This is a genomic window from Cellulosilyticum sp. ST5, from assembly GCF_046529625.1.
Classification (GTDB): domain Bacteria; phylum Bacillota; class Clostridia; order Lachnospirales; family Cellulosilyticaceae; genus Cellulosilyticum; species Cellulosilyticum lentocellum.
Map to the genome: position 1 here is coordinate 2,740,727 of NZ_CP132338.1, position 21,834 is coordinate 2,762,560.

Sequence of the window (21,834 nt, forward strand, 5' to 3'; positions counted from 1 at the left end):
CTCATTTACCTCCTACTAATCCTAATGCTCTATCTCCACCTACTATCTGCTCTCTAAGTTGCCTGCTAGTAGTCCTAATACTATCTTTGCTATTCACTTGAGGGTAATACATCTTAATAACTATAGGCTGCACGTTTGATTCTGTTGTTTCTTCAGAATTTCGACGAGCATTATTCTCGCTTGCTGTTAACACAGCCTCTCCCTTATGCAACTCAGCCAAATAACCATCATAAGGTACGTTATTTATACCCCCTGCATGACTTCCATCTACCTTACCTTTATCCATACTAGATTCACTTTTTTGCCAAAACATAACCTTGTCTTTAATCCAGTTAACTTTGTCGCTAACCCAACTAGATATACCATTCCAAACGTTTTTAATACCATCCCAAAGCTTATTGAAGATTTCTTTACCTGCATTAAACATATTGCTATTTATATTTTTAACACTGGTTACTATGTTGTTTAACTTTGTTGTAAGCCATGTAGTTAACTGATCCCATACCCATTTGACTCCATCCCAAAGCTTGTTAAATATCATCTTTGCTGCATCAAATAGAATTGGGCCTATATTCTTAACCAATGTTACAAGTGCATTTAGCCATGCATCAAATATTCCTTTAAGGTTATCCCACAAGTTAGAAGCGTATGTCTTAATTCCTTCCCATACACCTTCCCAATCCCCTTTGAATGCAGCGCTAAAGATATTAAATATATCTCTTATTGCATCAAATGCTGTCTTAAATATAGCTCCAATATAATCCCAAATAGATTGCGCTATTGCTTTAATATTGTCCCCATAAGCTTGCCAGAATTGCTTAAACCACTCGACAAATGCATTAACTATTCCGGTTATAAACTGTATAGCTGAACTAAAACATTCTCTTATAGCTGCCCATGCTTGGTCTATAGCCATTCTGACTTCTTCGTTATTTTGATACAAGTAAACAATAGCGGCTACTAAAGCTCCTATTGCTGCAATTACTGCAATTACTGGAGCTGAAATGCCTCCTAATGCTACACCTAACGCTGCTGTTACTCCTCCTGCTGCTGTTATTGCTGCTGTAACTGTTGCTACTACACCACTAAGCATTGTAAATAAAGAGGTTACTGTGGTAATGACTTGAAAAGCTGCAAAACTTGCTGCAACTCCTGCAATAATAGGGGCAAGTTGTTGTAAAACTGGTAATAGATATTGGATTGAGTTAACCAATGCATCAAACACAGTTCCAACTACTTCTATTGCTGTTCTTACACCACTCATGGCTATTTCTATTACAGATTGTATCTCTGGCATATTAGAATTAATCCAATTCGCAAAGTCATTTAGTAATGGCATTAAGCTATCACCAAGTGGTACCAAAACACCTACTTCTATTTGCCTTCCTATACCTGCCATAGCTTCACCAAATGAGTCATATTTGATTTCTTTAATTGAATCCATAGTTTCTTTTGTCTTGTCAAATTCGCCATTTACATTTGTTAATGCAAGTGTTACTTCTGACCCCATGTCCTCCCACATAGTACCCCATAGTGCTACACCTGCTTGATTCTGGATAATCTTATCGTCACAATTTGCCAGGGCATTATTTACTTGCTTAAATGCTTCCTCTGCTCCCTCCCCACCATTAGCAAACTTTTGAGTAAGTTCTTCAGCATCTAATCCTAAGCTCTCAAAAGCTTCGATTGTAGATTTACTAGCATCCTTTGAGCGAATTCCAAACTCTTTTACGGCATCACCCAATTTGTCATAGTCAAATACACCATTTTTAGCACCGTTGCCCATCATGTTAAACATGTCTTCTACATTTAAGCCTAATTGTTTGAAATGCACTGAATACTCATTAATAGAATCTAGCATATTACCATTCTTATCTAAGCCATTTTGAGCACCCTGAGCAATAAGATTAAAAGCTTCTTCTCCAGTTACACCAAACTGCTTCATCATCATATCTGCTGCTCTAGTTGACTCTGTAACCTCAAATTCAAATGTATCTCTCAATGCTAATGCATTGGTTGTAAATCCTTCTAGTTCTTGTCCTGCCAATCCCGTCTGCTGCTTTACACTAGCTAGTGCAGTTGCCACATCCTCAAAGCTTTCTCCATAATTTTGGCCATAGATTGAGAGCAAAGACTCTTTTAAGCCATCCATTTCCTGACTTGTAGCACCAGTTTGAGTCTGTAAAGTATTCAATGCCTTTTGACATTCATCACTTGCGCTTACTGCTTTAATTGCCATACCTGCAGCCGCTGTTCCAATAGCAATCATAGCCGCTCCTGCTATTTTAGCTGCATTAGCTAATCCAGTTCCTAACTTACCTGCCAATCCTTCTGCCTGTTGTCCAGTTGAACTTATAGAATTATTAGCTGCTGTATTATCAACTAAAATAGTCCCCATTAGTGTGAATATATTCATGATTTACCTCCTCTCTATCTAAATTTGAAAAGAAGATCTTCAAGTACATTTTCGATAGGCTTCTGCTCAATCATGCATTCGCTTGGCTTTCTATAATGCATTGCTTGCTTAAATTCATCTAAGCTCATATTTTGATATCCATTTAGCCATCTTTGACGTACATCTTCCTCAGCTTTTTCATCTATAACAAAGTTGATTTGCTCTATAAAATCTTCAAAATCAAGGGACAATACTTCTTGTACTGCCCCTCCATATCTCTTAAATAGCAAGTCCCTTATTTCTACTGCTTTAAAAGACCTGCAGATTTGAAAAAACTCATTAAGTTATTTTCTGTAGCTAATTGTTTAAAGTTAGCCACGATCACTTCAAGACTCATATCTGCTGTTTTAGCTTCAAATACATCATCTAAAAGTTCGTATACTCTCTTTTCAACGTTATCATCCCCACAAGCAGTAATAACTGCCATCATGCCTTCTATTCCTGCTTTTTCAGTGCTCATTTCACCTTTCTGAGCCTTAGCAATAACTTCTCCAAGTTCATCCTTAAGATTAGCAGCCTTAATGATTTTAGCCATTGCAAATAAATGTTTACCTGTTAACTTTTTCATTTCTATTCCTCCTAAATCGTAGCAATCTCTGATTTAATCACTGTATGCATGTTAAATTGAACTACTTTACTTTCACTATCTAATTCAAATAGATAGATAACTTGTCCTTCTTCTACTTCAATATCTGCTTCACTTGTGTATGTCGTTCCACCATCCAATACTTGACCTACTTCTGCAATTTCTGTATCTTCTGTACCTACAATATAGCTAAACGTATTTCCTGTCTTACTTGCTGTTACAGTAGCTTTAGTTGTTCCTTCTTCTGTGCCTACTGCATATGTAGCACTAAGTGTTGCACCTGCTACTGGTACAAAAATTGCAAATGGAGGTACTTCGTAGTCCGTAGGACTTACATGGCCCTTGAACGTAGTAGGAATAAGAGATACTTTCTTATCTTGTGGATTAATGCTAATACCATCTGTAGCCAGTGCATTGTATACTTGGATAATCATAGGTTCATCATAGCCTTTAACGTCACCTAAAAAAGTAACATTACCTTTGTAGTCAGAAAGTTCAATGTACATACGACCTTCAATTTTCTTGTAAGTACCATTTTTAACATTAGAAGTTTTAGAAGCACCAAGGGCATTAGCAATATTAGTTGCTGTAACTTCCATAATGTTGGCTTGCATTGTTACTTCCCAACCTTCTACTTCCTCCATACCCATAGCAGCACTTGGCACACCATCAACTTCGATTGGTGTAATAGTAGGCTTAGCTGTAAAACTTCCACCACCTTGGGTAGCACCTATCAATTTACCTGCTGCTACTGCACTAGCAAAAGTATCTGTTTCTACATCAAAGTCTTTAAAGTAAGCACCTGCTCCTGTTTGTAAATCTGTCATGGTTTTCTCTGTATAACCTGTCATTCTTTTCTTAAAAAGTCCCATACTTTTATCATCCTTTCACATTAAAATAAGTCAAATTAAAAAGGAGTACGATATGTTGTATCTCCTTGTCCTCATCATCAATATTGTTCCTGCTATTTAAATCAACATCAAAAGATTGATTACCATCACTGTAATAGCATTTATCAAACTCTTCTATGCTGTCAGCTAGTTGTTCAGCTAGTTTTATATCCCTAGTCCATACATGAACTTCCCATAAGTAGTCATATTGATGTTCTGCTTTAGTATGTCTTAGATAGTACGTAAAGTAAGGATAATCTGTTGTGCTAGGTGCTTTACGATAATATGCCTTACTATGTACTTGCTTTAAAATGCTAGTTAAAGCTTTTTTTAGCTCATTAGTTTTATCAAATATAGCTAGTATGCTCAATCATCAGCACCTCCTTCATAATCACCCTCGTTGGGTACATTGGGATTATCTTGATTTAATGCACTTAAATACTGTGCTTGTATCTGTTGCATGGTGTCTATATTGTCTTGTACTGTACTTGTCATTAATCCTAGCCTAGAGGTTTTAGATGAACCAAACTCTTGGAACCCACCATAAAAAGCATTTGGCTTAATTCCCACTAATAAATCAGGTGTTTCTTGTTTGCTCCTCACCCAGTATTGTGTGTATCTACTCACATTGCCTTTTTTACGTTTAAATCTCCAATAATAAGATTGTTTAAACCTGTTACAAAACAATTTACCACAATCTCTTAAAGCTGCTCTTATAAGCTCTTTAATTGTATATTGCGTATAGTCCACGCTTGAAATGTACTCAATTCCATCCCTTTTGATTTTTACTACAGACTTAGGAACCGACATGTACATCACCTTCTAATGTAATTTCAATAAAATCATTATCTTCATAAGTTCTAATGATTTTATATTCCTTGCCATCATAAATTGCTTTTCTCTCTCCTTGATAATCTAGCTTATTTAACTGTATTTTTATTTCTGGTTTGAAACCTTCTGAATGAGCTTGATAAAACTCAGCTTGTCCTATTGACTTTTTATTACAAAATAATTGTCTATTATTGCCATTAGGAATAGAATCCCCTGCGTCATCATCTGTGTGTGTTTCACTAATAAGTTCAATTACATCATCCCACATAGTTGTCACCTCTTGCTTTTACTATTCTATTCTTGATTCTAAGTTCCAAGTTTCTTGCAAGTGGTATATCGTCTGTTCTTTTTCTATATATCCATGTAGCATAGTCTGATAAAAGCATTTGATCCTCTATATTATTTAAGTCTAATACAATTCCTTTTTTCTCTATTTCTGCCTTTGAAGATAATAATAATGCATTAAAATAGGTATCTCTCAATGTATGAGAAATACCTAAGTCCATTTTAAGAAGTTGTAATACTTTTTCCATATCACATCACCTCCATTATCGCGGATACTATTTCGCTTTTTAAGTTACTGCTACTTATACCATACACCCCTAAATTAGAAGCTATAATGAGCAAATCTGCTTTAGTCATAGCTTCTAACTGTTTTTGAGTATATGTTATCCGCTCAATACTAAAAGTAGCAGTCTCTAGTTTCCCACTGCTGGCAATGTCACAAGTACAAATGCTTTTGCCTTTACTGGCTTACCATCAAATCTAGCTTTACCTCTGAAACCTGTTTGATCCTCTGTAAACTTGACATGCTCTGACTTATCAATGCTAATATCTTCTCTTTCCACAAGTGTGTACTTATCAAATTCTCCGAATAGCACCTCATCTGTATTCATATTGTTGTTAAATACTACTCTGAGTCCTAGTAAATCTGGTGATGAAAGATTTGGTAGCTTACCTACTACATTACCTTGTGAATTTACTTGAATAGTAAACTCTAGGAAACGGTCATAGTATGTACTACGTTTCATGACTGCTACGATTTCACCAACACTGTCCTCACCTGTATCAATCTTACCTATATGTTTAACAACATCCGCAATACCATTCATAGTTGTAAGTACAACCTTATTGCTTTCTGGTAATTTTGGAATGATGCCGTCTGGTTGTTTTGATGCAGCTCCTTCACCTTTTACAATTGCTTTATCAAGTGCTAAACCAATTGCACGTGCTAACTTTTTACATACATATTCATCAAGATTGATAAGGCTATCATCAAGCATAGAGTTATCAACAAATGTAACTTTTCCAACTTTAAAACCATCAAAGTCAACATTTGTAATTGTACCAACTTCACCTGTTGCAAGTGTTCCTTTCATTTCAATCCAAGTTGCAGCTGTTGTATCTGTATCAACTAAAATACGTGCTGTACCTTTTGCTCTAATTTTATCTACCAATGGATATAGAGTTGTGTAATCTCCCATAATATCCATGATTCGATTAATAATTATTTGTGGAATAACCAACCCTTCTCCAGCAACTGCTCTAATGTTTCTGAACTTATCATAAAACTCTTTTACTTCACTTCTTTCATAGTACTCACCTGTTTTTAATAACTCTCTTACTTGTAATCTATTCATTACTTGTCCCTCTCTTTCTTTGTGTTGTGATATAGGATTCTTAATTTTACTTCTAATTTCTTCGATTTCAGCTTCAAGACTTGTAATTTCTTCTTCTAAAGCTTTCTTGCTTTCTTCATTTTCTGCTTTATCAGCTTCCAATTTTTCAATTTCACCTTCAACTGCTGTAACCTCTTCATCAGTTTTAGCTTCATCAATAGCTGTTATGAGTTCAGATTCACGTATCTGAAGCTCTTGTGACCTAGTTTGTAACTTTTCTAAATCCACCTTTCTCTGTTCAATTTTTTTATTAATCATTAATTGTTTGAGTGCCATTTTGAACCCTCTCTTTCAAATGTTTTTTCCTAACTTCTAGTTGCTTAGCTTTATGCTGTGAAACTTCATTACTTCTTGCTTGAACACCAGTATCTTCATATGCAGGGAATGTACATACAGAAACTTCATGAAGTTCTACCTCTTCAATTGTCCATTTAACCGTTCCATCTTCTCGCCATTCAGTATTTTCCTGTAAAATATTAAATCCAAAAGAACACTGATCTACATCTCCACGTTTTACACGTTCATAGAGATTAACTGCATCTGTGTCTTTTGGATTAATACGAATACTTCCCCAAAGTCCATGACTATCTACTTTTAGTTCTAATGTGCCAGACTTATTTCTTCCAAGTACAAGTGAACTGTCATGATTTATTAATGCCCTTACATCATTACCCATTGTATTATTAAATGCTGTTGCTGCTATCTCTTCAAATGCTCCTGGCCATAATTCTGTTTGTTTATTAAATACTACAAAGTATCCTTCAATAAGCATTTCTTCGTTAGGTTCTGCTCTTGTTTTAAGATCACACGCTAGACTACGTGTTTGTAAATCGATTCTACTCATTTTTTATTTCTCCTTCCGTTAATTTCTTTTGTTCTCCTACCTTTGACACAGGTATGTAATTTTCAAGTACTACAAAATCATTCATACCCACATTATCTACTGGAGAATAATCAAACTCACTTCTACCTTCATTTCTATTCATCATGCCACCACTAACCATTTCTTTTACGAAACCTACCTTTTCACTAAGGTTATATTGCATAAGTGATTTAGGATTAAATTTAAAATACATATCAGGTGAGTAAAGTAATTTTCTTGTAAGCTCTTGTTGTATTATTATTGCAATACTCATGATAGTAGTTGAAATGAAATTGTTATAAGCATCTTTGTTGAAATCACCTATTCCAACCATAAAAGGTGGAATTCCAAAAGCACTAGCTATAGTCCTTTTGTCGAGTGTAATACTATCTTGAATAGCTAAATCATTAAGAGAAAGCGGTTGTATGGTCTTAACATCAATTTCTCCTGTTGGAATAAGCCATGGTTCACCAGCTTCACTAGAACCAACATAGCTACCAAGTATTTTTTCTCTTTTATCTTTATCTTGTAACTCTTCAATGTCTGAATTAATACTTATAATAATGCTTGGTTTCCACTTGCTTCTTAAGAATCCTTTTTTAGTGGCATTTGCTTGTATTAATGTATTAACCGTCTCAATGATAGTTGATTTATATCCTTCTCCTACCCAAGGTTCATCTTCTTTAGGGACTAAAACAAAGTGCAATAATTCTCCTTGATTAAATATAGTTGAACCATACCTAATTTCATACTCTAGTCCACTCTCATAAAATGAACATTTATTAATATCTATTGGCTTTAAATTATTAATAAATGTACCTGAAACTTCTGGATAAACAACACTATTCCCATGAAGTACCATATCTTTAACTATCTTAAAAATAAAATTTTTTCTATTCATATATGAGCATGGATAGACATCTATTTTTTTTGATAATTCATTCTTAACTCGGTAATCACCATTTTCTCCATTTGCCATTAGCATGATGGTCATTGATGAAACTAAATCTGCGATAATATTTGCGCACTTTACTACTTCTTCATTTTTTGAAAGCCTAGTATATCCAGTAGGCAATAACTCATCATTACCACTTAAAAAATAGGCTAAAGTAGTTTGTGTTCCCGTTGTATCTCCTGTTCCTATATTTGTATCTGCCCTAGTACGATTGTTGTTTCTTTTTTTGCTCATTTAATACCTCCTTGTAATATCTATTTTAAAAATACCTATTAGGTATTTTAAAACCATGAGTTCAATTTAGAGCTATTAGTCATAGCTTCAAGTTTTCTCACACACGCAAAAACCGAAGCATCAAATATATCTATTCGTTGCTCCGGTTTAAATTTTTCATATTGAATCATATCATCAGTTTTCTCTATTGCTACTACATTTTGTAAACAATACTCATAAGCTTGAGAATGTAAATAATATAATTCTCCATTTTTCGCTTTCTTTTCTATATGTCTAAAGCCTTCTGATTTTTTATAAAAATACTGTGGTTGATCTATAATATTGAACCCTGACTTTTTCATTAGAATAAAGTACTCTCTACAAAACTTTCTATCATGTCCAACTTGCTTAATCTTAAAACCTAACTTCTTCATCTTTATAAACCAATTAACAATATCAGCTTGATTCACTGTTGCACTATTGCACATATCAAGCCAACCATCATCTTTCCATCCGAATAGTGGTATATTATCTTCCTCGGCTTTCTTTTTTGCAGCTACTATAGGAAACCATGCATGAGGGATAATTATATCAACTTCTTTTCCTTCTGGTGTTATGTATGTACCATAAAGGGCTGCTGCTGTTAAGTCGTGTAACTTTGACAAGTCGGCACCACCATACCAAGCTATAGGTAATTTTGCTAATTCCTCTATCGTCCAATTATACTGTCTATCACTTTTTCTAAATTCATCAATGTTGAAATATGCCTTAAGCGCTGCTGTAAATACATTTAATGATTTAGCTAAAAAGTCTTTCCTTTGTTGAGGATCATTTAGTGCTTGCATTGCATCATTCATAATATCATTTGGCCTAATTGATACACCATAAGCTGGGTTCGCCATTTCATGTACAACTGGATTAGTAAAGTCAACATCTCCATTCTCATCCACAGGAGCTTTGCATATAAAAATGAAGTAAGCTTCATCAGTTACCGTTTTATTTAATATTTTTTTGCAGTATTGAAGCCTTTGGTAACAAAAGCTACTCATATCGTCTCCTGCTGTTGTTATACCAATCATAAGTTTATTAGTGTAGGCTTTCATAGCTTCTTTTATAATGTTATATTGCTTAGGCGATTTATAAGCATGTATCTCATCTGCAATAGCTATATTGCAATTTAGAGAGTCCTGTCTATCCGGATTAGCTGCCAAAGCTTGAATATATAAGCTCCCATCTTCTCCTATTTCTCCACTTATACTATGCTCCTGGTTATTATCAATAATCCTAAAATTGTCCTCTTCGCCCATATTCTTTACATTGAATAATATAAAGTTGAAACTTTCTAATGCCTGCTTTAATGCTGCCGCTACTATGTATACTTTACTTCCTGATTTTCTTTCAAGTAATCCAAGTGCCCATGACAGTCCTGCTGCAAATGAAGTTTTTATGTTCTTACGAGGTATAAAAATAAAAGCTTCCTTAAACCTTCTTATTTTAGTGCCTTTGTGATAAAAGCCTAGCAAGTTATATACTATGAATTTATGAAAAGGCTCTAATAAAAAAGGTGTTCCACGTAATGGAGTTCCATCTAGTTTTTCACCTTGAGCATGACAAAAGGTCTTTTCAATGATTTGAATAACAAACTCTGCATCACTAGGATTAAAATCATATTTATCACTTGTGAAGTCTTCTAAAAATCTATCTACGCATTGTTTTAATTCTTCACATGCTATCTTTTGTCCACCAGCTATGCTGTTAGCGTAATCCATTACCGTCTTAAAGTTTTTGTAACTACTCAAAACTCTTAAGCGCCTTTGCTAATCCACTTTTTTTACTATCTATCTTAGCATGTATCTTTTTTAGGCCAGCTGGTGTAAGGCCTAAAACTGTTTCATGGCTAATTAAGTCTTTTCTTATAGTTTCTATTGCTAAATATGTTGCTGTCTTTCTGATGTTAGTAAACCCTGCCTTATTAGTATATTCTTCAGTCACTTTACAGTCTTGCTCAAAAAATTCTTCCATAAGCTTATCATACTGATATTTTGTTTCAGCATACATTCTTATTGTTGCATCAAACTCACTTTTATATGTACCTATTGCTTCCATATTCGTTTTTGTCTTCTTGATTATTTTTTTGATCTCTTTCTCATATAACGTTTGTGCCATTTTTTACGTTACCCCCTTTCTTAAAAATTCGCTCTATTGGAAAAGATGCCCCCCATCGGTCCCGAGTATGTTTTTAAAATAAAAATTAAGTGGGGGGGATTATTCTTCTTTTCAAGTCTTCTCCCATGTCTGTTAATCTATTGGTAACTCTATCATGTAGCTTATTATGAATTTCATTACTTACCGAAATCAGATTCCAATCACAATACTGATACTCTGGATATTCCTCAACCGGATAAATATGATGTACTGTATTAGCATCAACGTTTTTGCCATACCTTTTACTTATCTGACACAAGTACTTATCACGTCTTAATATCTTACTTCTTTTTGCTTCCCATCTTTTATTTTTGTACCTCTTAGGATCATTCCTATTCATTATTTCCCAACCTTTATCTGATAACTATTATCATATTTTTATTTGGAATAGTGACTAAATCTATTGACTATCAATACTTTGATGGTGTTTAGTTATTATTCTTATTTTACTTATCTTAGAATACTGTAAAATAAAAACGTTTTTTTCACTCTAATAGAAGAAACTAATACTTTTTTTAAATTACTTTACACAACCTTAATATGTAAAGATAATACTAATTCAAAAAAATAAAACACATGTTCAATATCTCTTCTTCTTGAAACATATGTCTTTCATTAGCTTCTCATTATTATCTTGTGTAACTCCAATATACCTTTTGGTAACTGATATATCACTATGATTAAATATATCCATAATACTTGCAGCGTCTTTTGTGTCTTGATACATCCAGTACCCAAAAGTTTTTCTAAGAGTATGACAACCTATTGGATCGTTATATTCAAAGTAACCAGCAACTTCATTAAGCATTTGCCAAACTCTTTGTCTAGTTATCGGTTTATTTTTATTGCCACGTACTGATTTGAAAAGATACTCCCAAGGCTGCATATCTTCTATATATTCTTTTAATGCTGCTTTTAAATCATTGTTAATTGGTATGCGCTTCTCTTTTCCTGTCTTTTCTTCTCTGAAATATATGTGTGCTCTATTCTTAACATCTCTTACCTTTAGTGGCAATATGTCTGATATACGTAAGCCACTGTATAGTCCAAACATAAACAACACATAATCCCTTTTATTTTTTCTTTTGTAAAGATAATCTTGCATATCTAATATCAAGTCAAAGTTTCTTATCGGCTCTACTGTATTCACTATATCACCACCTTTCCATTCAAAACAAAAAGAGCAATAGCTTTGCACACGTTAAGCTACTGCCCTTTTATCCTACTTTGTACCTTTTATTCTTCAAGAAATATAGCATTTATTAGATAGCTTATTTGGTAATACACAATAGCTCGTAATGTTGCTGTACTGTTGTATTATTTTATTTCTTGATACTACCATGTTACTACTTTGAATGTGTGTTTTTCAACCGGGTTTTAGTGTGTTTTTGGTGTGTTTTTGGTGTTATTGAGAAAATTAACTAAACTAGATACTATAATTTTTCTCTTACTGCTCATTCCATCCTTTGATACATTAAGTGCCGACATCATATCCTTTCCTTTTCTCCCTAATATGTATTTAAGTCTTACAAACTCTTGCTCTTCATCAGACAAAGTGGTTAGCATATTGTCTATTCTTTCAATATATCTTTCTTTACTTCTCTTTATTTTTAATAGCCTATCAATTTCTTGTGTTCTTCTTAATACTTCATCTGCTACTGGATCACCTGTTTTATTTGTAGGTGTACTCTGCATTATCTCATTATCACTTTTTCCATTTATACCTTGAAATGATTCTTTCATTTCTTCTATCTCTAAGTCAATATCCTTTGCTTCTGCTTTTGTTCTAGTGTAAGCATATAGCATACCTTCAACGTCTTTAAAAGTCTTTTCTTTATTCACTTCTTCACCTTCTTAATTAATACTTATACCAAACATGTTAAAAATTATTTCATTGTCCTTAGGTTTTGCGTAGCTCTTGGTCATATCTGTAGATTTATGATGTACTATAAGAGCTACTTCTTCTATTGTGAATGCTCTTCCTATTTTCTTACATAGATAGTGACTTCCATTGAGCATATTTTCTATTACTGAGTGCCTAAAGCTATGTGGTGTAAAATACTGTGTTTTTGAATCTAAAGTTTTAAGTATCACATACAATTCTTTTACCCATCCTCTAAGTGTACTAGTATCTTTAGCTTGTCCATATTTACTTTTCCAAAAAGCTTCGCCATCTTGCTTTATACTTAAGTGAAGCTTTAGGCTTTCTTTTGCTCTATCATGAAGTAAAATATACTCATTTCTTCCACCCTTACATGTGACTTTTAAATATCCATTATTAGCTGTCTCAGTATTACTTACTTGAAAAACTTCGTTAATTCTTGCTCCGGAATCATACAAAATATCTAACAAACATAAGTGCTGATACATTTTATGATTTAGCAGGTATTCTCTTAATAAATCTATCTGCAACTGACTAAGAAACGCTATATCTTTAATAGGTGCTTTTTCAAGTCCTTTAATCTTTGAAGCTGGATTCCGTATATAATCCTCATAATCGTCATCATCATCTTCTGCATATGACATCATGTTCCTAATTACACTCATTATACGGTTAACTCTTGCGTTGCTTGCCATTCGCTCTTCAATCATAAAGAATTTAAACTCGTTAAAATGCTTTTTCTTGAAGTCTAATACGTTCATGTTATGATGATACATAAGATTCCAACATAAGAAGAACTTCAAATCGCATTCATATTGTTCTATTGTACGAGGTCGCTTCTTTTCAGACCTACAGTTTCTTATATACTGTTGCATTAACTTTTTATTGATTTCCTTAACGTTTTTCCATCTTTCCTGTGTAAATAATACTCGTGACATGCTATCATCCTCCTTAAAAGCCAAAATATAGTTAACCTGTATTTTTCTCTAAGTAATTGACTGCCTTCACTACATTCATCTTTTATTGTAAAAAATATATCATTCTATAACCCTGTCTCTTCTACCAATATGAGCTGCTATAACCCCAAGTAACTCTATGCAAAGCATCTTATCTTTAACTTCATCATACTTAGCTGCTATTACTGTAGATTGCTTTTTAAATTCTTCTATGCCACACTCGCTTTCAAGTATGTTATAGCAATCTCTAAATATTTCTTTTTCTTTACCTTTCATTTTTCATTACCTCAAACCTAGTACGAGAGTACTTTTCATACTGTCCTATATCATTTTTTACAACTATAAGCTGCTCGTCTATGCTTTCTGTGTAGTAAATCTTATTTAATGTTAACTCTAGTTCTACATCATAGTTATTAAAGCATTTAAGTTCTATTTGTTTGCATTTTGGTACTAATTCCAAACATTTCTGTCCTTCTATGTAGCAAATTTCTTCATATTCACATCTCATATATCTCACATCCTTTGTTTCAAAGTCGAATTTGTTTAAATGTTTTCTAGCTGATCCTTTAGCTGCTTAATCTTTTGCTTTTTATAGTTAGCCAAAACTTCTACTTCCTCTTCTCTTAACACCACAGTGCTTCCAATGCAATCTAAGTTGTGAGAACAGTATAGGTTATAGTGTGTTTTTTCTTTAGGTAACTTTAAAATCTTTCTAAGTTCTCTACCTACAAACGATTCTTTATAGCAAATCATATTTGCTACTTCTGCTTCTAGTGTAACTATTTCCTCTCTGATTGCATTAGCTTGATTTAACTGTTCATTCGTCATGATTACCTCCTAATCTTCTGCCACACATAGGACAATAATTTATGCTGCAATATGCTGGTAGTCCTTTGGTGTTTATAATAACTAATGATCCATCTACATCAGCGGGGCATTTTATTACAAAACAATCAATCGCATTTATATTCTCCGCTCTACTAACTTCTAACTTTTTACCAGCTTTGCAGTATGCACAACCATCATTCAGCTTTTTACTAGCATGGCTTGGTTTTGGTGGTATATAGTTGCCTGGTTTAGTATCTCTTCCTGATTTCATACTTACCTCCTATGTAGAAGGTGCCAACCTAAGTAAGTCAGCACCTATGTATTATTTAGTTTTCTTATATCCTAGTGCTTTCAATCTAGCTATTAAGTCTATTCTGCTACGTCTTGCAATCTTAACATCACCTTCTGATACCCAACATGATCCGTCAAAGAATACTACCGCTTCTTTTGTATTTCCGTTTTTATAAACTACGCTATTTATTTCAATCACTCCTAAACGAAATCAGATTTGTTTACTTCCACCATTCCGTGGCAACCTCTCTGTGATTTTCCCACATATAATCATGAAATTCGCTTTCTCCCATTCCATCTGAAAAATCATATTCTTTATTGCTGAACGCTTCATCTACATACTCTTTACATCTATTACAAGTTTTCCATGAATAAATATAATCCTCAACATACGTTGATGCTGTATACTTTTCCCCTTTTAATATTTCTTTGCCACAAAAATTACATATATGTGTTTTTCTAGCTTTAACTATTTGATGGCTTTTTAGTATATCCATTTAATTTTTCCCCCCTTTACAAACTTATATTTTATTACTTTAAACCTTTAATAAATTCCTTAATATCTTTTTTAGTATCATCTGGTAGTTCATGGAAATGTTTCATCCCATACATCTCCCATTTTCTAATAGAATAACCTTTTTCATTTGCAAGTTGATAAGCTGATTCTCCATCATCAATTTGCATACATTGTTGTACAAGGTTGTTATTATGGTATATTACTATAAAACACATCTGCTCATTATCCACATTTTCACTCCTCTTACAAACTCTTATTTTTTCACTTTGCTGGTATATAACTTATTATTATAAGAAAATACATTTAACATAAAAATTATTCATAGTATTATGATTATACAAATTATTACTAGGAGTAGATTTAAATGTTATTAAAGCTTTTTAGAAAACATGAATTTTTATTTTTGTATCTTGTATTCATAATTACCATACATGTTATTTACAAAATACTAAATGCAGCCATTTAAGCGAATCGCTTTCTCTCTTAGCCCCTTATCGGGGCTTTTTACTTTTCAAGATTTTTATTATCAATGCATAGATTTCATTCTTTAGTGTTATATTATCAATGCAGTAATATTTATGTTTCACCGTCTTTTCATTCAACCACAGCCCCTTATTGGGGCCTTTTAATTACGAGGTATATACAAATGATGCATCTAAAGAAGTTACTTATATTGGCACTCTCATTTTGTTTGATTTTTTCTTCCACTACAGCTTATTGCTCAAACAATAAAAATAAGAATATTCTTAGTGATTCTTATGACTCCCTACTTAATATTCAAAAGCAAATTAACTTAATTTCTAGAAATGGTTATATAAACAACGTGAATGGTCAACCAAACGGTACACTCCTATCTCAACTTAATATCTTTTCGTCGCAACTTAATGGTATTAAAAATGACTTACAAACGGCTAAGTCTAAAAATCCTACCGATCCTAATTTAGAATCATTAATAACAATTTCTGATTACTTATCCTATATTTATGGCAAAACATATGAGTTTCTATCATCAAGTGATCCAGCCATTCAATATAGAGCACTAGAGGCAACCTTTTTAGCTAATTCATTAGTTAATCAAGTTTTTTTGTATGCTAATATCAAATAATATAGTATTGCACGGCCCCTATATGGGGCGTTTTTTTATTTCAAAATTCATTTTGTTTTTGTTAAAGCTTCATCTGTTGAAATTTACTATCTTCTGTTACTAGCATTTCCTCTTTAGCTCTTCTGTAAAAGTCCTTTGATATTTCAAATCCATAACTACTTCTGCCAAGTTCCATACATGCCCTTAATGTTGATGCGCTTCCACAACATGGGTCAATTACAACGTCTCCTGGATCTGTAAATGTCTCAATCAGTTTCTTTAGTACGTTTACCGGCTTCTGTGCTGGATGAATTTTAGGTATATCCTTACCATCTTTACCCCACTCAAACCAATTAAATACCATGTGCCCTGTTCCTCTGATGTTCTTTCCGTTTTCGTCTACTTGTAGTCCGTTTCTAAACTTAGGCAACCTATCTCTATAAAATAGCAATGCATATTCTGTTGCACCTACAACCCTCATATTTGCTTTTAATACTTGAGGACTATAATTCTTAATGAATACTAGCGGTATGTAATGCTTAAATCCATGCTTATCTGCTGCAAGTATTAATGTGTTAAGTTGTTCGAATGAACAAAATACGATCATGCAAGGTGAATCACTGCTTCTTCCTCTGTTCCCTGGCTTATCATCTTCTTTCTTTAGAAGCTTTGAACAGAAGTGAAAGTACTCATATAAGTTAAAGTTGAAATCACTATTGAATGCTGCCTTCTTTGCAAGTTTACTTTCACCATTTTTATTATCTCCACCTACATACCACATTGGGTTTGAACCATAAAAATTAGTTCCTATGTTGTACGGAACGTCTGCTATTACCAACTGCGCTTTAGGTATCCCATATCTTTTATAGTTTTGAAAGTTATCATTAAATAATTCTGTTTTCATTTTTATTTAGGAGGTTCCTTAAGGATTTATGTGGCCACGACCTCTTTTCCTCCTATTCTTTTTATCTAAACAAAAGTCAATTTGTACTATCTCTTTCTAAAATCCTTAATTCAATCTCACAATGTTCAATTACATCTCTCATTGTGTAGCTTACATAAAACCCATGATTCCATTTTCTGCTATAATCTTCAATTATGTCCTCAACTTTGTAAGTATATCTACACTTCTCTATGTACTCTCTAACTCTCCTATAAGACACCGCAACCTTGTCATACTTAAAGCACTTAAATCTATTTGTTTCATCTTCTGTAAGCCATACTGGATTGATATTATCGTTTAATTTACATCCACCCATATCATCAAGATTTCTACATTGCCAACATGGATAATCCTCGAACTTAATCATTAAACTCATCACCTCACTAAAAGATTAATTTGTCTTGTTAAACCTTGCCTTTACTAGCTCACTAAACATACTATCTACAACCTTTTTATCTTGATCGAAAAAGTCTTTTCTAGGTACATTTACCCTTGTACAGCAACCACAAATCACGCTATCACGTCTAATACAATTTTTTCTTACATCACAATTTGTTTTAAACAACTTTCTCACCCTTCCAAAAAGTTATTTGTTATTCAGCCTATCCTGTAATCTCCTAATCTTTCCTTCCTTTACTGCCAATACCAAAGGACCAATGTTATAAATAAGCTTTAGCTGTTCAAGCATTATTTCAACATCTGCTATTTCCTCAGCTATATGGTCCCAATTATCTTGACCTCTTTTGTTCTTACATAATTCCTTGGTTAATTCGGCCATTTCTTCGATTGCTATTGTCTTCTGCATGTCCGGTCCATATTTAGCTATTGCCTGTTTCAATATCTCTACCACCCTTGCACCTCCTAAAAGCTATTTATTTGACTTACAGCTATGAAACTTTTTTATTCTTAGCCTATCTAATGTGTTATAACCACTAAGGTCCTTAAAAACCTGCCTATATAACTGTCTTTCCCATCTTTCTTTATGTTCTTCGCTTCCCAGGTGCTTAACTGGTATTCCCGCTTCTTCTATGTCTGTTGTAATTTCTATTTCAACTACCATAGAGGTTTTAACCTTCATCCTCTTCCTCCTCACAAGCATCTGGACCTTCTCCGTAGTCCTTAGCACATTGCTTACTATCCGGTATAAAATACATACAACCACTGCCGCTAACTTCACATACATATCTTCCTGTATCTTCATCAAACTCTGCACATTTACAACTCACGTTTATCCCTCCTAACAAAAAACACTTTTATTTAATGAAAATCAACTGCGCCATCATCTAAAGCATATTCAAAAGCTTTCATCCAACATATATACCTCTCTATAAAGAATTCTCCGTCATTAAATGTTTTAGCAAATTCTTCAGCTTCTTTTTCGTGTTTCTTAAAATCTTCAAAAAGCTTTTTACTAACAACTGGCCCTATTACACCTTCATTGTCTGCGAAATTAATAAGTTCTTGAAATGCTATGTCACCTTTAAATTCTTCTAGCGTATCTCTCCAATATCCGTATCCAGAATAGCTACCTGCTCTAAATCCAAATGAGTCCTCATATGTATATACACAATCAGCTTCAACACCTTCTCCCCTTCCCGGGAAGTTTTCCTCTGACCATTTCATACTTTCACCTGGTCTCCATTCTGTTTTCCAATTAACTAAATCACCATCTTCATCTACTTGTGGATTTTCAACCACCTTTAATTTTTTATAAGCTGTAATATCTAAACCCATCTTTATCTCTCCTTTTAAAAATCAACTTTGTTAAACCAATCCTTTGAACAATCAAGTTATCTATCTTATGCACCATAGTTCATGCCTGAACTAAACATATTTTTAGGATATTTAAGCAATTTTCCGTCTTTTGTTTTTACTATAAATTGATTATTTAACTCTTCGATAATCTCATATTCATCATCTAATGCAGATAATAATTTTTCATAGCAATTTATTAGTTTGATTTTTTGAGAAAAATCCATTTTGGGATTGTAATCTACCTTTTTCAAGAAAAATAACTTGCAGCTTCTCATTCTTATATTCTTTTGAATTGATGTTCTTATACTATGAGCTGCAACATTATTATCTTTTGCTGCTTCACATACGCTCGCATATTCTCCAACATATTCACCTGTATAATAATCTAACTGAACTATTTCTATTGGCTTATTCCCATACATGCTATTCCTCCTCTATAGCTATAAATTTCCTCCCTTTGTATTTTCCACTCATTCCTTGATTTATGTTCGAATATAAAGCTCTACATGTTATACCTGCCCAAGCTGCAACCTCTCTACTTGTTCCTACAAAAAGAGGTAATTCTAAACTATCTACTGTAACTGCCATATAAATCTTAGGTTTTGGCATTTAGAACCCTCCTTATCCTTTTAACATTATCTTTCCCATAGCAAAGATCTCTTCTTATGCCTTCAAGTACATTTATTACTTCTGCTGTAGCTTCATTGATTTGCAGTTCATTAAGCTCATTAATCTTTTCATCTAATAACCGTATATCTTTTCTAGTTGCTTCTACTGTAATTTTGAATCTCTCTATAGATTCATCTTTAAGTTGTTGCTTTGATTTCATTCTCACCACAACCTTAACTGGCTCTCGCCAAATTCATCCGTAACCTCTTTAAAGGCTACTTCTTCACTTCCAATTTCACTTCTTAGGTAACTCTTAAGATGTTCCTCGCAATTACCATTGCACTTAATAGTGCCTAAATAGTGAAATATATCCTCTATCTCACAAGCCTTTATTCTGCTTTTACTAAAGCTTTTATGTACTACTTCTGCTGTTACAGGTTTTCCACCTAGCTTGCTATTTCCTACATAAGCTTTCCAAACTTGCATTATAGCTTCTTCCAACCTACTGAAATTCCATTTTTCTCTAATTGATATGCCAACCAATACAACCTGTCCCTACAATAGCTTGTAGCTACTTTATCTCTTTGAAACTGCCATACTATCTCTGTAACACCGCTTGGCATACTTTTAAGTTTTCTAATCTTATCGCAAACCTGTGTAAGCTTTTTAATATCCACATTATTTTTATCTAATGCATAGATTTCACTTAACATTTTCCAAGCACCTTCTTCCATAATGGCCTGTTTGCTAATGCTATATCCTTATCTGCTTCTTTAAGTGCCTGTTGTAAAGTGTTATTGTTTAATTTAAGCTTATCTATTTCTTCCTCTCGACAACTTATAGTAAGTTCTCTGAGCTTAAGTTTATTTTTTAGGCTAGCAATTTCCTTGTCCAAACTTTCGTTTGTTTTGGTTAACTGTGCCACTTCTTCTGCTAAGGATATATTTAATTCAATAGCCTTTTGTGCTGCACCAGTTCTTTCGATAAGCTTGTCCTTGGTTTCATTCAAGAGCTCGTTTGCTACATTATGCTTAGATTTATTTTCCTTAGCTAATAGATTAGCTGCATCACGCTCAATTTCAGCCTTTTCTCTTTTTGCCGTTTCTTCCCTTAACAAACTCCTTAACTGTTTTCTATTGCATCCTGCACCTAACCATTTATTTTTCATTTTCACCAACCCCATTCATTAGATAATTAGCTGTAACAACCTTTGCCTGTTCTTCAGTAAGATTGTTATCCTTTTTAAATTTGCAATACTTTCCTACTACTCTTAGAGCTGTCACATTAGCCTTTTTAGCTACTTCATTCGCCCAAATTAATAACTCATCTGTTTCCTTGTGTGGATCACTCACTTAATGCCCCTCTCTTTCTTTAGCTAGTTTTGATTTCCTTTCTAGTTGTAATTTTTCTAATTCATCAAGATCCCAATCATGAGAAGCCATTGAATTATATGATTTCACTTTGTTACTTACTTGACTTGATATTGGTTGTGTATTCTTATTTGTATAGTTTCCTTCAAGTACTTTAGGAAAATTCTTAGGTTTAAATAACCAATCAAAATTGATAATGAAGTCAGTTTTATATCCCATTAAGAAATCACTTTCTTTTACAAGATTTATTGCTTTGATTACATCATCAAAAGAATATTCTCTTACTCTAGCTTTAATTGCCTTATGCCTTGCGCTATTAGTAGTAATCTTTTTAACTTGCGTTAGTCCTAAAGAGTTCCAAGTACTTATAATAAGTTCGAGATTTAATGGCGGTTTACCGCAAACATCACTAGATGTTTTCTCTATCTCTGTCTCTATCTCTGTCTCTATCTCTGTCTCTATCTCTGTCTCTATCTCTGTGTTACATTTTGTTTCTATAGCGTTACATTGTAACGCTTGTTGTATTGCTCTATGTTTTCTTACTCGTGATGTTACAGAAGATTCACTTCCTATAAGTTCTTGCATGGCTGCCATGTATAGAGTTTCACTGTCCCAAACCTCTATAACATTTATCAGTTCAAGCTTTTCAATAGTTGATGCAACTATTACTGGATCTTCATTTATTGATATAGCAATTTCTTCTGCTTGATTAGGCATTATGTGTTGATGTTGTATAATTCCTTCTGTCCTCAGACTCTTTAATTGCATTTTTAGATATACAATTACCATTGCATCCCCACCAGGCATTTTTCGTAGTGCCTTTATGTACGTTTCATCAAAGAAGTCCTCTTTTAATTTAAGCCAGTAGAATTTTTTTTCATTACCCAATTTGCAAGCACCTCTCTTTCGTGTTAAAATTGGGT

The 21,834-nt window shown here is 33.4% G+C and carries 40 protein-coding genes; 1 reads left to right on the forward strand and 39 read right to left on the reverse strand.

Going from position 1 to position 21,834, the window contains the following annotated elements; translation table 11 throughout:
- Nucleotide 1: 1 nt before the first annotated feature.
- From QTL86_RS13575 to QTL86_RS13690, 24 genes are all read right to left on the reverse strand, one after another.
- The gene (locus tag QTL86_RS13575; protein WP_410495135.1) at nucleotides 2–2,416 is read right to left on the reverse strand and encodes a phage tail tape measure protein; all 2,415 of its coding nucleotides are present in this window, start codon (nucleotides 2,414–2,416) and stop codon (nucleotides 2–4) included.
- Nucleotides 2,417–2,430: 14 nt separating this feature from the next.
- Complete coding sequence (locus QTL86_RS13580; protein WP_410495136.1) at nucleotides 2,431–2,685, reverse strand: hypothetical protein; 255 nt, start codon at nucleotides 2,683–2,685, stop codon at nucleotides 2,431–2,433.
- A gap of 11 nt (nucleotides 2,686–2,696) precedes the next feature.
- A complete protein-coding gene (locus tag QTL86_RS13585) occupies nucleotides 2,697–3,023 on the reverse strand; it encodes a hypothetical protein (protein ID WP_410495137.1) in 327 nt (108 codons plus the stop codon).
- Between the two features lie 11 nt (nucleotides 3,024–3,034).
- On the reverse strand, nucleotides 3,035–3,913 hold the full coding sequence (locus QTL86_RS13590; RefSeq protein ID WP_410495138.1) for a hypothetical protein: 879 nt from the start codon (nucleotides 3,911–3,913) through the stop codon (nucleotides 3,035–3,037).
- Between the two features lie 7 nt (nucleotides 3,914–3,920).
- Nucleotides 3,921–4,301, reverse strand: a complete 381-nt coding sequence (locus QTL86_RS13595) for a hypothetical protein (RefSeq protein WP_410495139.1) — start codon at nucleotides 4,299–4,301, stop codon at nucleotides 3,921–3,923.
- Nucleotides 4,298–4,741 carry a hypothetical protein gene (locus tag QTL86_RS13600; protein ID WP_410495140.1) on the reverse strand — a complete coding sequence of 148 codons (444 nt, stop codon included), beginning with the start codon at nucleotides 4,739–4,741 and terminating at the stop codon, nucleotides 4,298–4,300. Before QTL86_RS13600 ends, QTL86_RS13595 begins: the two co-directional genes overlap by 4 nt.
- Complete coding sequence (locus tag QTL86_RS13605; protein WP_410495141.1) at nucleotides 4,728–5,030, reverse strand: phage head closure protein; 303 nt, start codon at nucleotides 5,028–5,030, stop codon at nucleotides 4,728–4,730. Before QTL86_RS13605 ends, QTL86_RS13600 begins: the two co-directional genes overlap by 14 nt.
- Nucleotides 5,020–5,295: a hypothetical protein gene (locus tag QTL86_RS13610; RefSeq protein ID WP_410495142.1), complete on the reverse strand. Its 276-nt coding sequence runs from the start codon at nucleotides 5,293–5,295 to the stop codon at nucleotides 5,020–5,022. Before QTL86_RS13610 ends, QTL86_RS13605 begins: the two co-directional genes overlap by 11 nt.
- A 165-nt stretch (nucleotides 5,296–5,460) precedes the next feature.
- A complete protein-coding gene (locus QTL86_RS13615; RefSeq protein ID WP_410495143.1) occupies nucleotides 5,461–6,717 on the reverse strand; it encodes a phage major capsid protein in 1,257 nt (418 codons plus the stop codon).
- A complete protein-coding gene (locus QTL86_RS13620; RefSeq protein WP_410495144.1) occupies nucleotides 6,692–7,285 on the reverse strand; it encodes an HK97 family phage prohead protease in 594 nt (197 codons plus the stop codon). Before QTL86_RS13620 ends, QTL86_RS13615 begins: the two co-directional genes overlap by 26 nt.
- Nucleotides 7,278–8,492 carry a phage portal protein gene (locus tag QTL86_RS13625; RefSeq protein WP_410495145.1) on the reverse strand — a complete coding sequence of 405 codons (1,215 nt, stop codon included), beginning with the start codon at nucleotides 8,490–8,492 and terminating at the stop codon, nucleotides 7,278–7,280. Before QTL86_RS13625 ends, QTL86_RS13620 begins: the two co-directional genes overlap by 8 nt.
- A gap of 47 nt (nucleotides 8,493–8,539) precedes the next feature.
- Entirely contained in the window at nucleotides 8,540–10,240 is a 1,701-nt protein-coding gene (locus tag QTL86_RS13630) for a terminase large subunit (RefSeq protein ID WP_410495146.1), read from the reverse strand.
- A 22-nt stretch (nucleotides 10,241–10,262) separates the two neighbouring features.
- Nucleotides 10,263–10,637, reverse strand: a complete 375-nt coding sequence (locus tag QTL86_RS13635; RefSeq protein WP_410495147.1) for a P27 family phage terminase small subunit — start codon at nucleotides 10,635–10,637, stop codon at nucleotides 10,263–10,265.
- A gap of 85 nt (nucleotides 10,638–10,722) precedes the next feature.
- Entirely contained in the window at nucleotides 10,723–11,016 is a 294-nt protein-coding gene (locus QTL86_RS13640) for an HNH endonuclease (protein ID WP_410495148.1), read from the reverse strand.
- Between the two features lie 240 nt (nucleotides 11,017–11,256).
- The gene (locus tag QTL86_RS13645) at nucleotides 11,257–11,826 is read right to left on the reverse strand and encodes a site-specific integrase (RefSeq protein ID WP_410495149.1); all 570 of its coding nucleotides are present in this window, start codon (nucleotides 11,824–11,826) and stop codon (nucleotides 11,257–11,259) included.
- 227 nt (nucleotides 11,827–12,053) lie between these two features.
- Nucleotides 12,054–12,518: a hypothetical protein gene (locus QTL86_RS13650; RefSeq protein ID WP_410495150.1), complete on the reverse strand. Its 465-nt coding sequence runs from the start codon at nucleotides 12,516–12,518 to the stop codon at nucleotides 12,054–12,056.
- A 12-nt stretch (nucleotides 12,519–12,530) separates the two neighbouring features.
- On the reverse strand, nucleotides 12,531–13,496 hold the full coding sequence (locus tag QTL86_RS13655) for a tyrosine-type recombinase/integrase (RefSeq protein WP_410495151.1): 966 nt from the start codon (nucleotides 13,494–13,496) through the stop codon (nucleotides 12,531–12,533).
- Nucleotides 13,497–13,595: 99 nt separating this feature from the next.
- Complete coding sequence (locus QTL86_RS13660) at nucleotides 13,596–13,790, reverse strand: hypothetical protein (RefSeq protein ID WP_410495152.1); 195 nt, start codon at nucleotides 13,788–13,790, stop codon at nucleotides 13,596–13,598.
- Nucleotides 13,780–14,022: a hypothetical protein gene (locus QTL86_RS13665; RefSeq protein ID WP_410495153.1), complete on the reverse strand. Its 243-nt coding sequence runs from the start codon at nucleotides 14,020–14,022 to the stop codon at nucleotides 13,780–13,782. Before QTL86_RS13665 ends, QTL86_RS13660 begins: the two co-directional genes overlap by 11 nt.
- A 35-nt stretch (nucleotides 14,023–14,057) precedes the next feature.
- Nucleotides 14,058–14,342: a hypothetical protein gene (locus QTL86_RS13670; protein WP_410495155.1), complete on the reverse strand. Its 285-nt coding sequence runs from the start codon at nucleotides 14,340–14,342 to the stop codon at nucleotides 14,058–14,060.
- Complete coding sequence (locus QTL86_RS13675; protein ID WP_410495156.1) at nucleotides 14,332–14,613, reverse strand: hypothetical protein; 282 nt, start codon at nucleotides 14,611–14,613, stop codon at nucleotides 14,332–14,334. Before QTL86_RS13675 ends, QTL86_RS13670 begins: the two co-directional genes overlap by 11 nt.
- Nucleotides 14,614–14,664: 51 nt before the next feature.
- Entirely contained in the window at nucleotides 14,665–14,832 is a 168-nt protein-coding gene (locus QTL86_RS13680; RefSeq protein WP_410495157.1) for a hypothetical protein, read from the reverse strand.
- 22 nt (nucleotides 14,833–14,854) lie between these two features.
- On the reverse strand, nucleotides 14,855–15,130 hold the full coding sequence (locus QTL86_RS13685; RefSeq protein WP_410495158.1) for a hypothetical protein: 276 nt from the start codon (nucleotides 15,128–15,130) through the stop codon (nucleotides 14,855–14,857).
- A gap of 34 nt (nucleotides 15,131–15,164) precedes the next feature.
- Complete coding sequence (locus tag QTL86_RS13690) at nucleotides 15,165–15,380, reverse strand: hypothetical protein (protein ID WP_410495159.1); 216 nt, start codon at nucleotides 15,378–15,380, stop codon at nucleotides 15,165–15,167.
- 416 nt (nucleotides 15,381–15,796) lie between these two features.
- Here QTL86_RS13690 and QTL86_RS13695 point away from each other — a divergent pair, with 416 nt between their 5' ends.
- Nucleotides 15,797–16,255 carry a hypothetical protein gene (locus tag QTL86_RS13695; protein WP_410495160.1) on the forward strand — a complete coding sequence of 153 codons (459 nt, stop codon included), beginning with the start codon at nucleotides 15,797–15,799 and terminating at the stop codon, nucleotides 16,253–16,255.
- Nucleotides 16,256–16,316: 61 nt separating this feature from the next.
- On the opposite strand, the gene QTL86_RS13700 is transcribed toward QTL86_RS13695, so the two are convergent.
- The 15 genes from QTL86_RS13700 to QTL86_RS13770 form a co-directional block, all read right to left on the reverse strand.
- The gene (locus tag QTL86_RS13700) at nucleotides 16,317–17,138 is read right to left on the reverse strand and encodes a DNA-methyltransferase (protein ID WP_410495042.1); all 822 of its coding nucleotides are present in this window, start codon (nucleotides 17,136–17,138) and stop codon (nucleotides 16,317–16,319) included.
- A gap of 76 nt (nucleotides 17,139–17,214) precedes the next feature.
- A complete protein-coding gene (locus QTL86_RS13705) occupies nucleotides 17,215–17,544 on the reverse strand; it encodes a hypothetical protein (protein WP_410495161.1) in 330 nt (109 codons plus the stop codon).
- 24 nt (nucleotides 17,545–17,568) lie between these two features.
- Entirely contained in the window at nucleotides 17,569–17,742 is a 174-nt protein-coding gene (locus tag QTL86_RS13710) for a hypothetical protein (protein ID WP_410495163.1), read from the reverse strand.
- 21 nt (nucleotides 17,743–17,763) lie between these two features.
- Nucleotides 17,764–18,027, reverse strand: coding sequence for a hypothetical protein (locus QTL86_RS13715; protein ID WP_410495165.1), 264 nt, complete (start codon nucleotides 18,025–18,027; stop codon nucleotides 17,764–17,766).
- Between the two features lie 18 nt (nucleotides 18,028–18,045).
- Nucleotides 18,046–18,255 (reverse strand): hypothetical protein, encoded by a 210-nt coding sequence (locus QTL86_RS13720; RefSeq protein WP_410495166.1) that lies wholly within the window; start codon nucleotides 18,253–18,255, stop codon nucleotides 18,046–18,048.
- On the reverse strand, nucleotides 18,245–18,403 hold the full coding sequence (locus tag QTL86_RS13725) for a hypothetical protein (RefSeq protein WP_410495167.1): 159 nt from the start codon (nucleotides 18,401–18,403) through the stop codon (nucleotides 18,245–18,247). Before QTL86_RS13725 ends, QTL86_RS13720 begins: the two co-directional genes overlap by 11 nt.
- A gap of 31 nt (nucleotides 18,404–18,434) precedes the next feature.
- Nucleotides 18,435–18,911, reverse strand: coding sequence for a hypothetical protein (locus tag QTL86_RS13730; RefSeq protein WP_410495168.1), 477 nt, complete (start codon nucleotides 18,909–18,911; stop codon nucleotides 18,435–18,437).
- 65 nt (nucleotides 18,912–18,976) lie between these two features.
- Nucleotides 18,977–19,354, reverse strand: a complete 378-nt coding sequence (locus tag QTL86_RS13735; protein WP_410495169.1) for a hypothetical protein — start codon at nucleotides 19,352–19,354, stop codon at nucleotides 18,977–18,979.
- 1 nt (nucleotide 19,355) lies between these two features.
- On the reverse strand, nucleotides 19,356–19,541 hold the full coding sequence (locus tag QTL86_RS13740) for a hypothetical protein (RefSeq protein ID WP_410495170.1): 186 nt from the start codon (nucleotides 19,539–19,541) through the stop codon (nucleotides 19,356–19,358).
- A complete protein-coding gene (locus tag QTL86_RS13745) occupies nucleotides 19,528–19,761 on the reverse strand; it encodes a hypothetical protein (protein ID WP_410495171.1) in 234 nt (77 codons plus the stop codon). Before QTL86_RS13745 ends, QTL86_RS13740 begins: the two co-directional genes overlap by 14 nt.
- Nucleotides 19,762–19,763: 2 nt before the next feature.
- On the reverse strand, nucleotides 19,764–20,027 hold the full coding sequence (locus QTL86_RS13750) for a hypothetical protein (RefSeq protein ID WP_410495173.1): 264 nt from the start codon (nucleotides 20,025–20,027) through the stop codon (nucleotides 19,764–19,766).
- Nucleotides 20,027–20,275: a hypothetical protein gene (locus tag QTL86_RS13755; RefSeq protein ID WP_410495174.1), complete on the reverse strand. Its 249-nt coding sequence runs from the start codon at nucleotides 20,273–20,275 to the stop codon at nucleotides 20,027–20,029. The genes QTL86_RS13750 and QTL86_RS13755 overlap by 1 nt, the downstream gene beginning before the upstream one ends.
- The gene (locus tag QTL86_RS13760; protein WP_410495175.1) at nucleotides 20,248–20,709 is read right to left on the reverse strand and encodes a hypothetical protein; all 462 of its coding nucleotides are present in this window, start codon (nucleotides 20,707–20,709) and stop codon (nucleotides 20,248–20,250) included. Before QTL86_RS13760 ends, QTL86_RS13755 begins: the two co-directional genes overlap by 28 nt.
- Nucleotides 20,699–20,893 (reverse strand): hypothetical protein, encoded by a 195-nt coding sequence (locus tag QTL86_RS13765; protein ID WP_410495176.1) that lies wholly within the window; start codon nucleotides 20,891–20,893, stop codon nucleotides 20,699–20,701. Before QTL86_RS13765 ends, QTL86_RS13760 begins: the two co-directional genes overlap by 11 nt.
- Nucleotides 20,894–21,799 carry a phage replisome organizer N-terminal domain-containing protein gene (locus tag QTL86_RS13770; RefSeq protein WP_410495177.1) on the reverse strand — a complete coding sequence of 302 codons (906 nt, stop codon included), beginning with the start codon at nucleotides 21,797–21,799 and terminating at the stop codon, nucleotides 20,894–20,896.
- Between the last annotated feature and the right edge of the window lie 35 nt (nucleotides 21,800–21,834).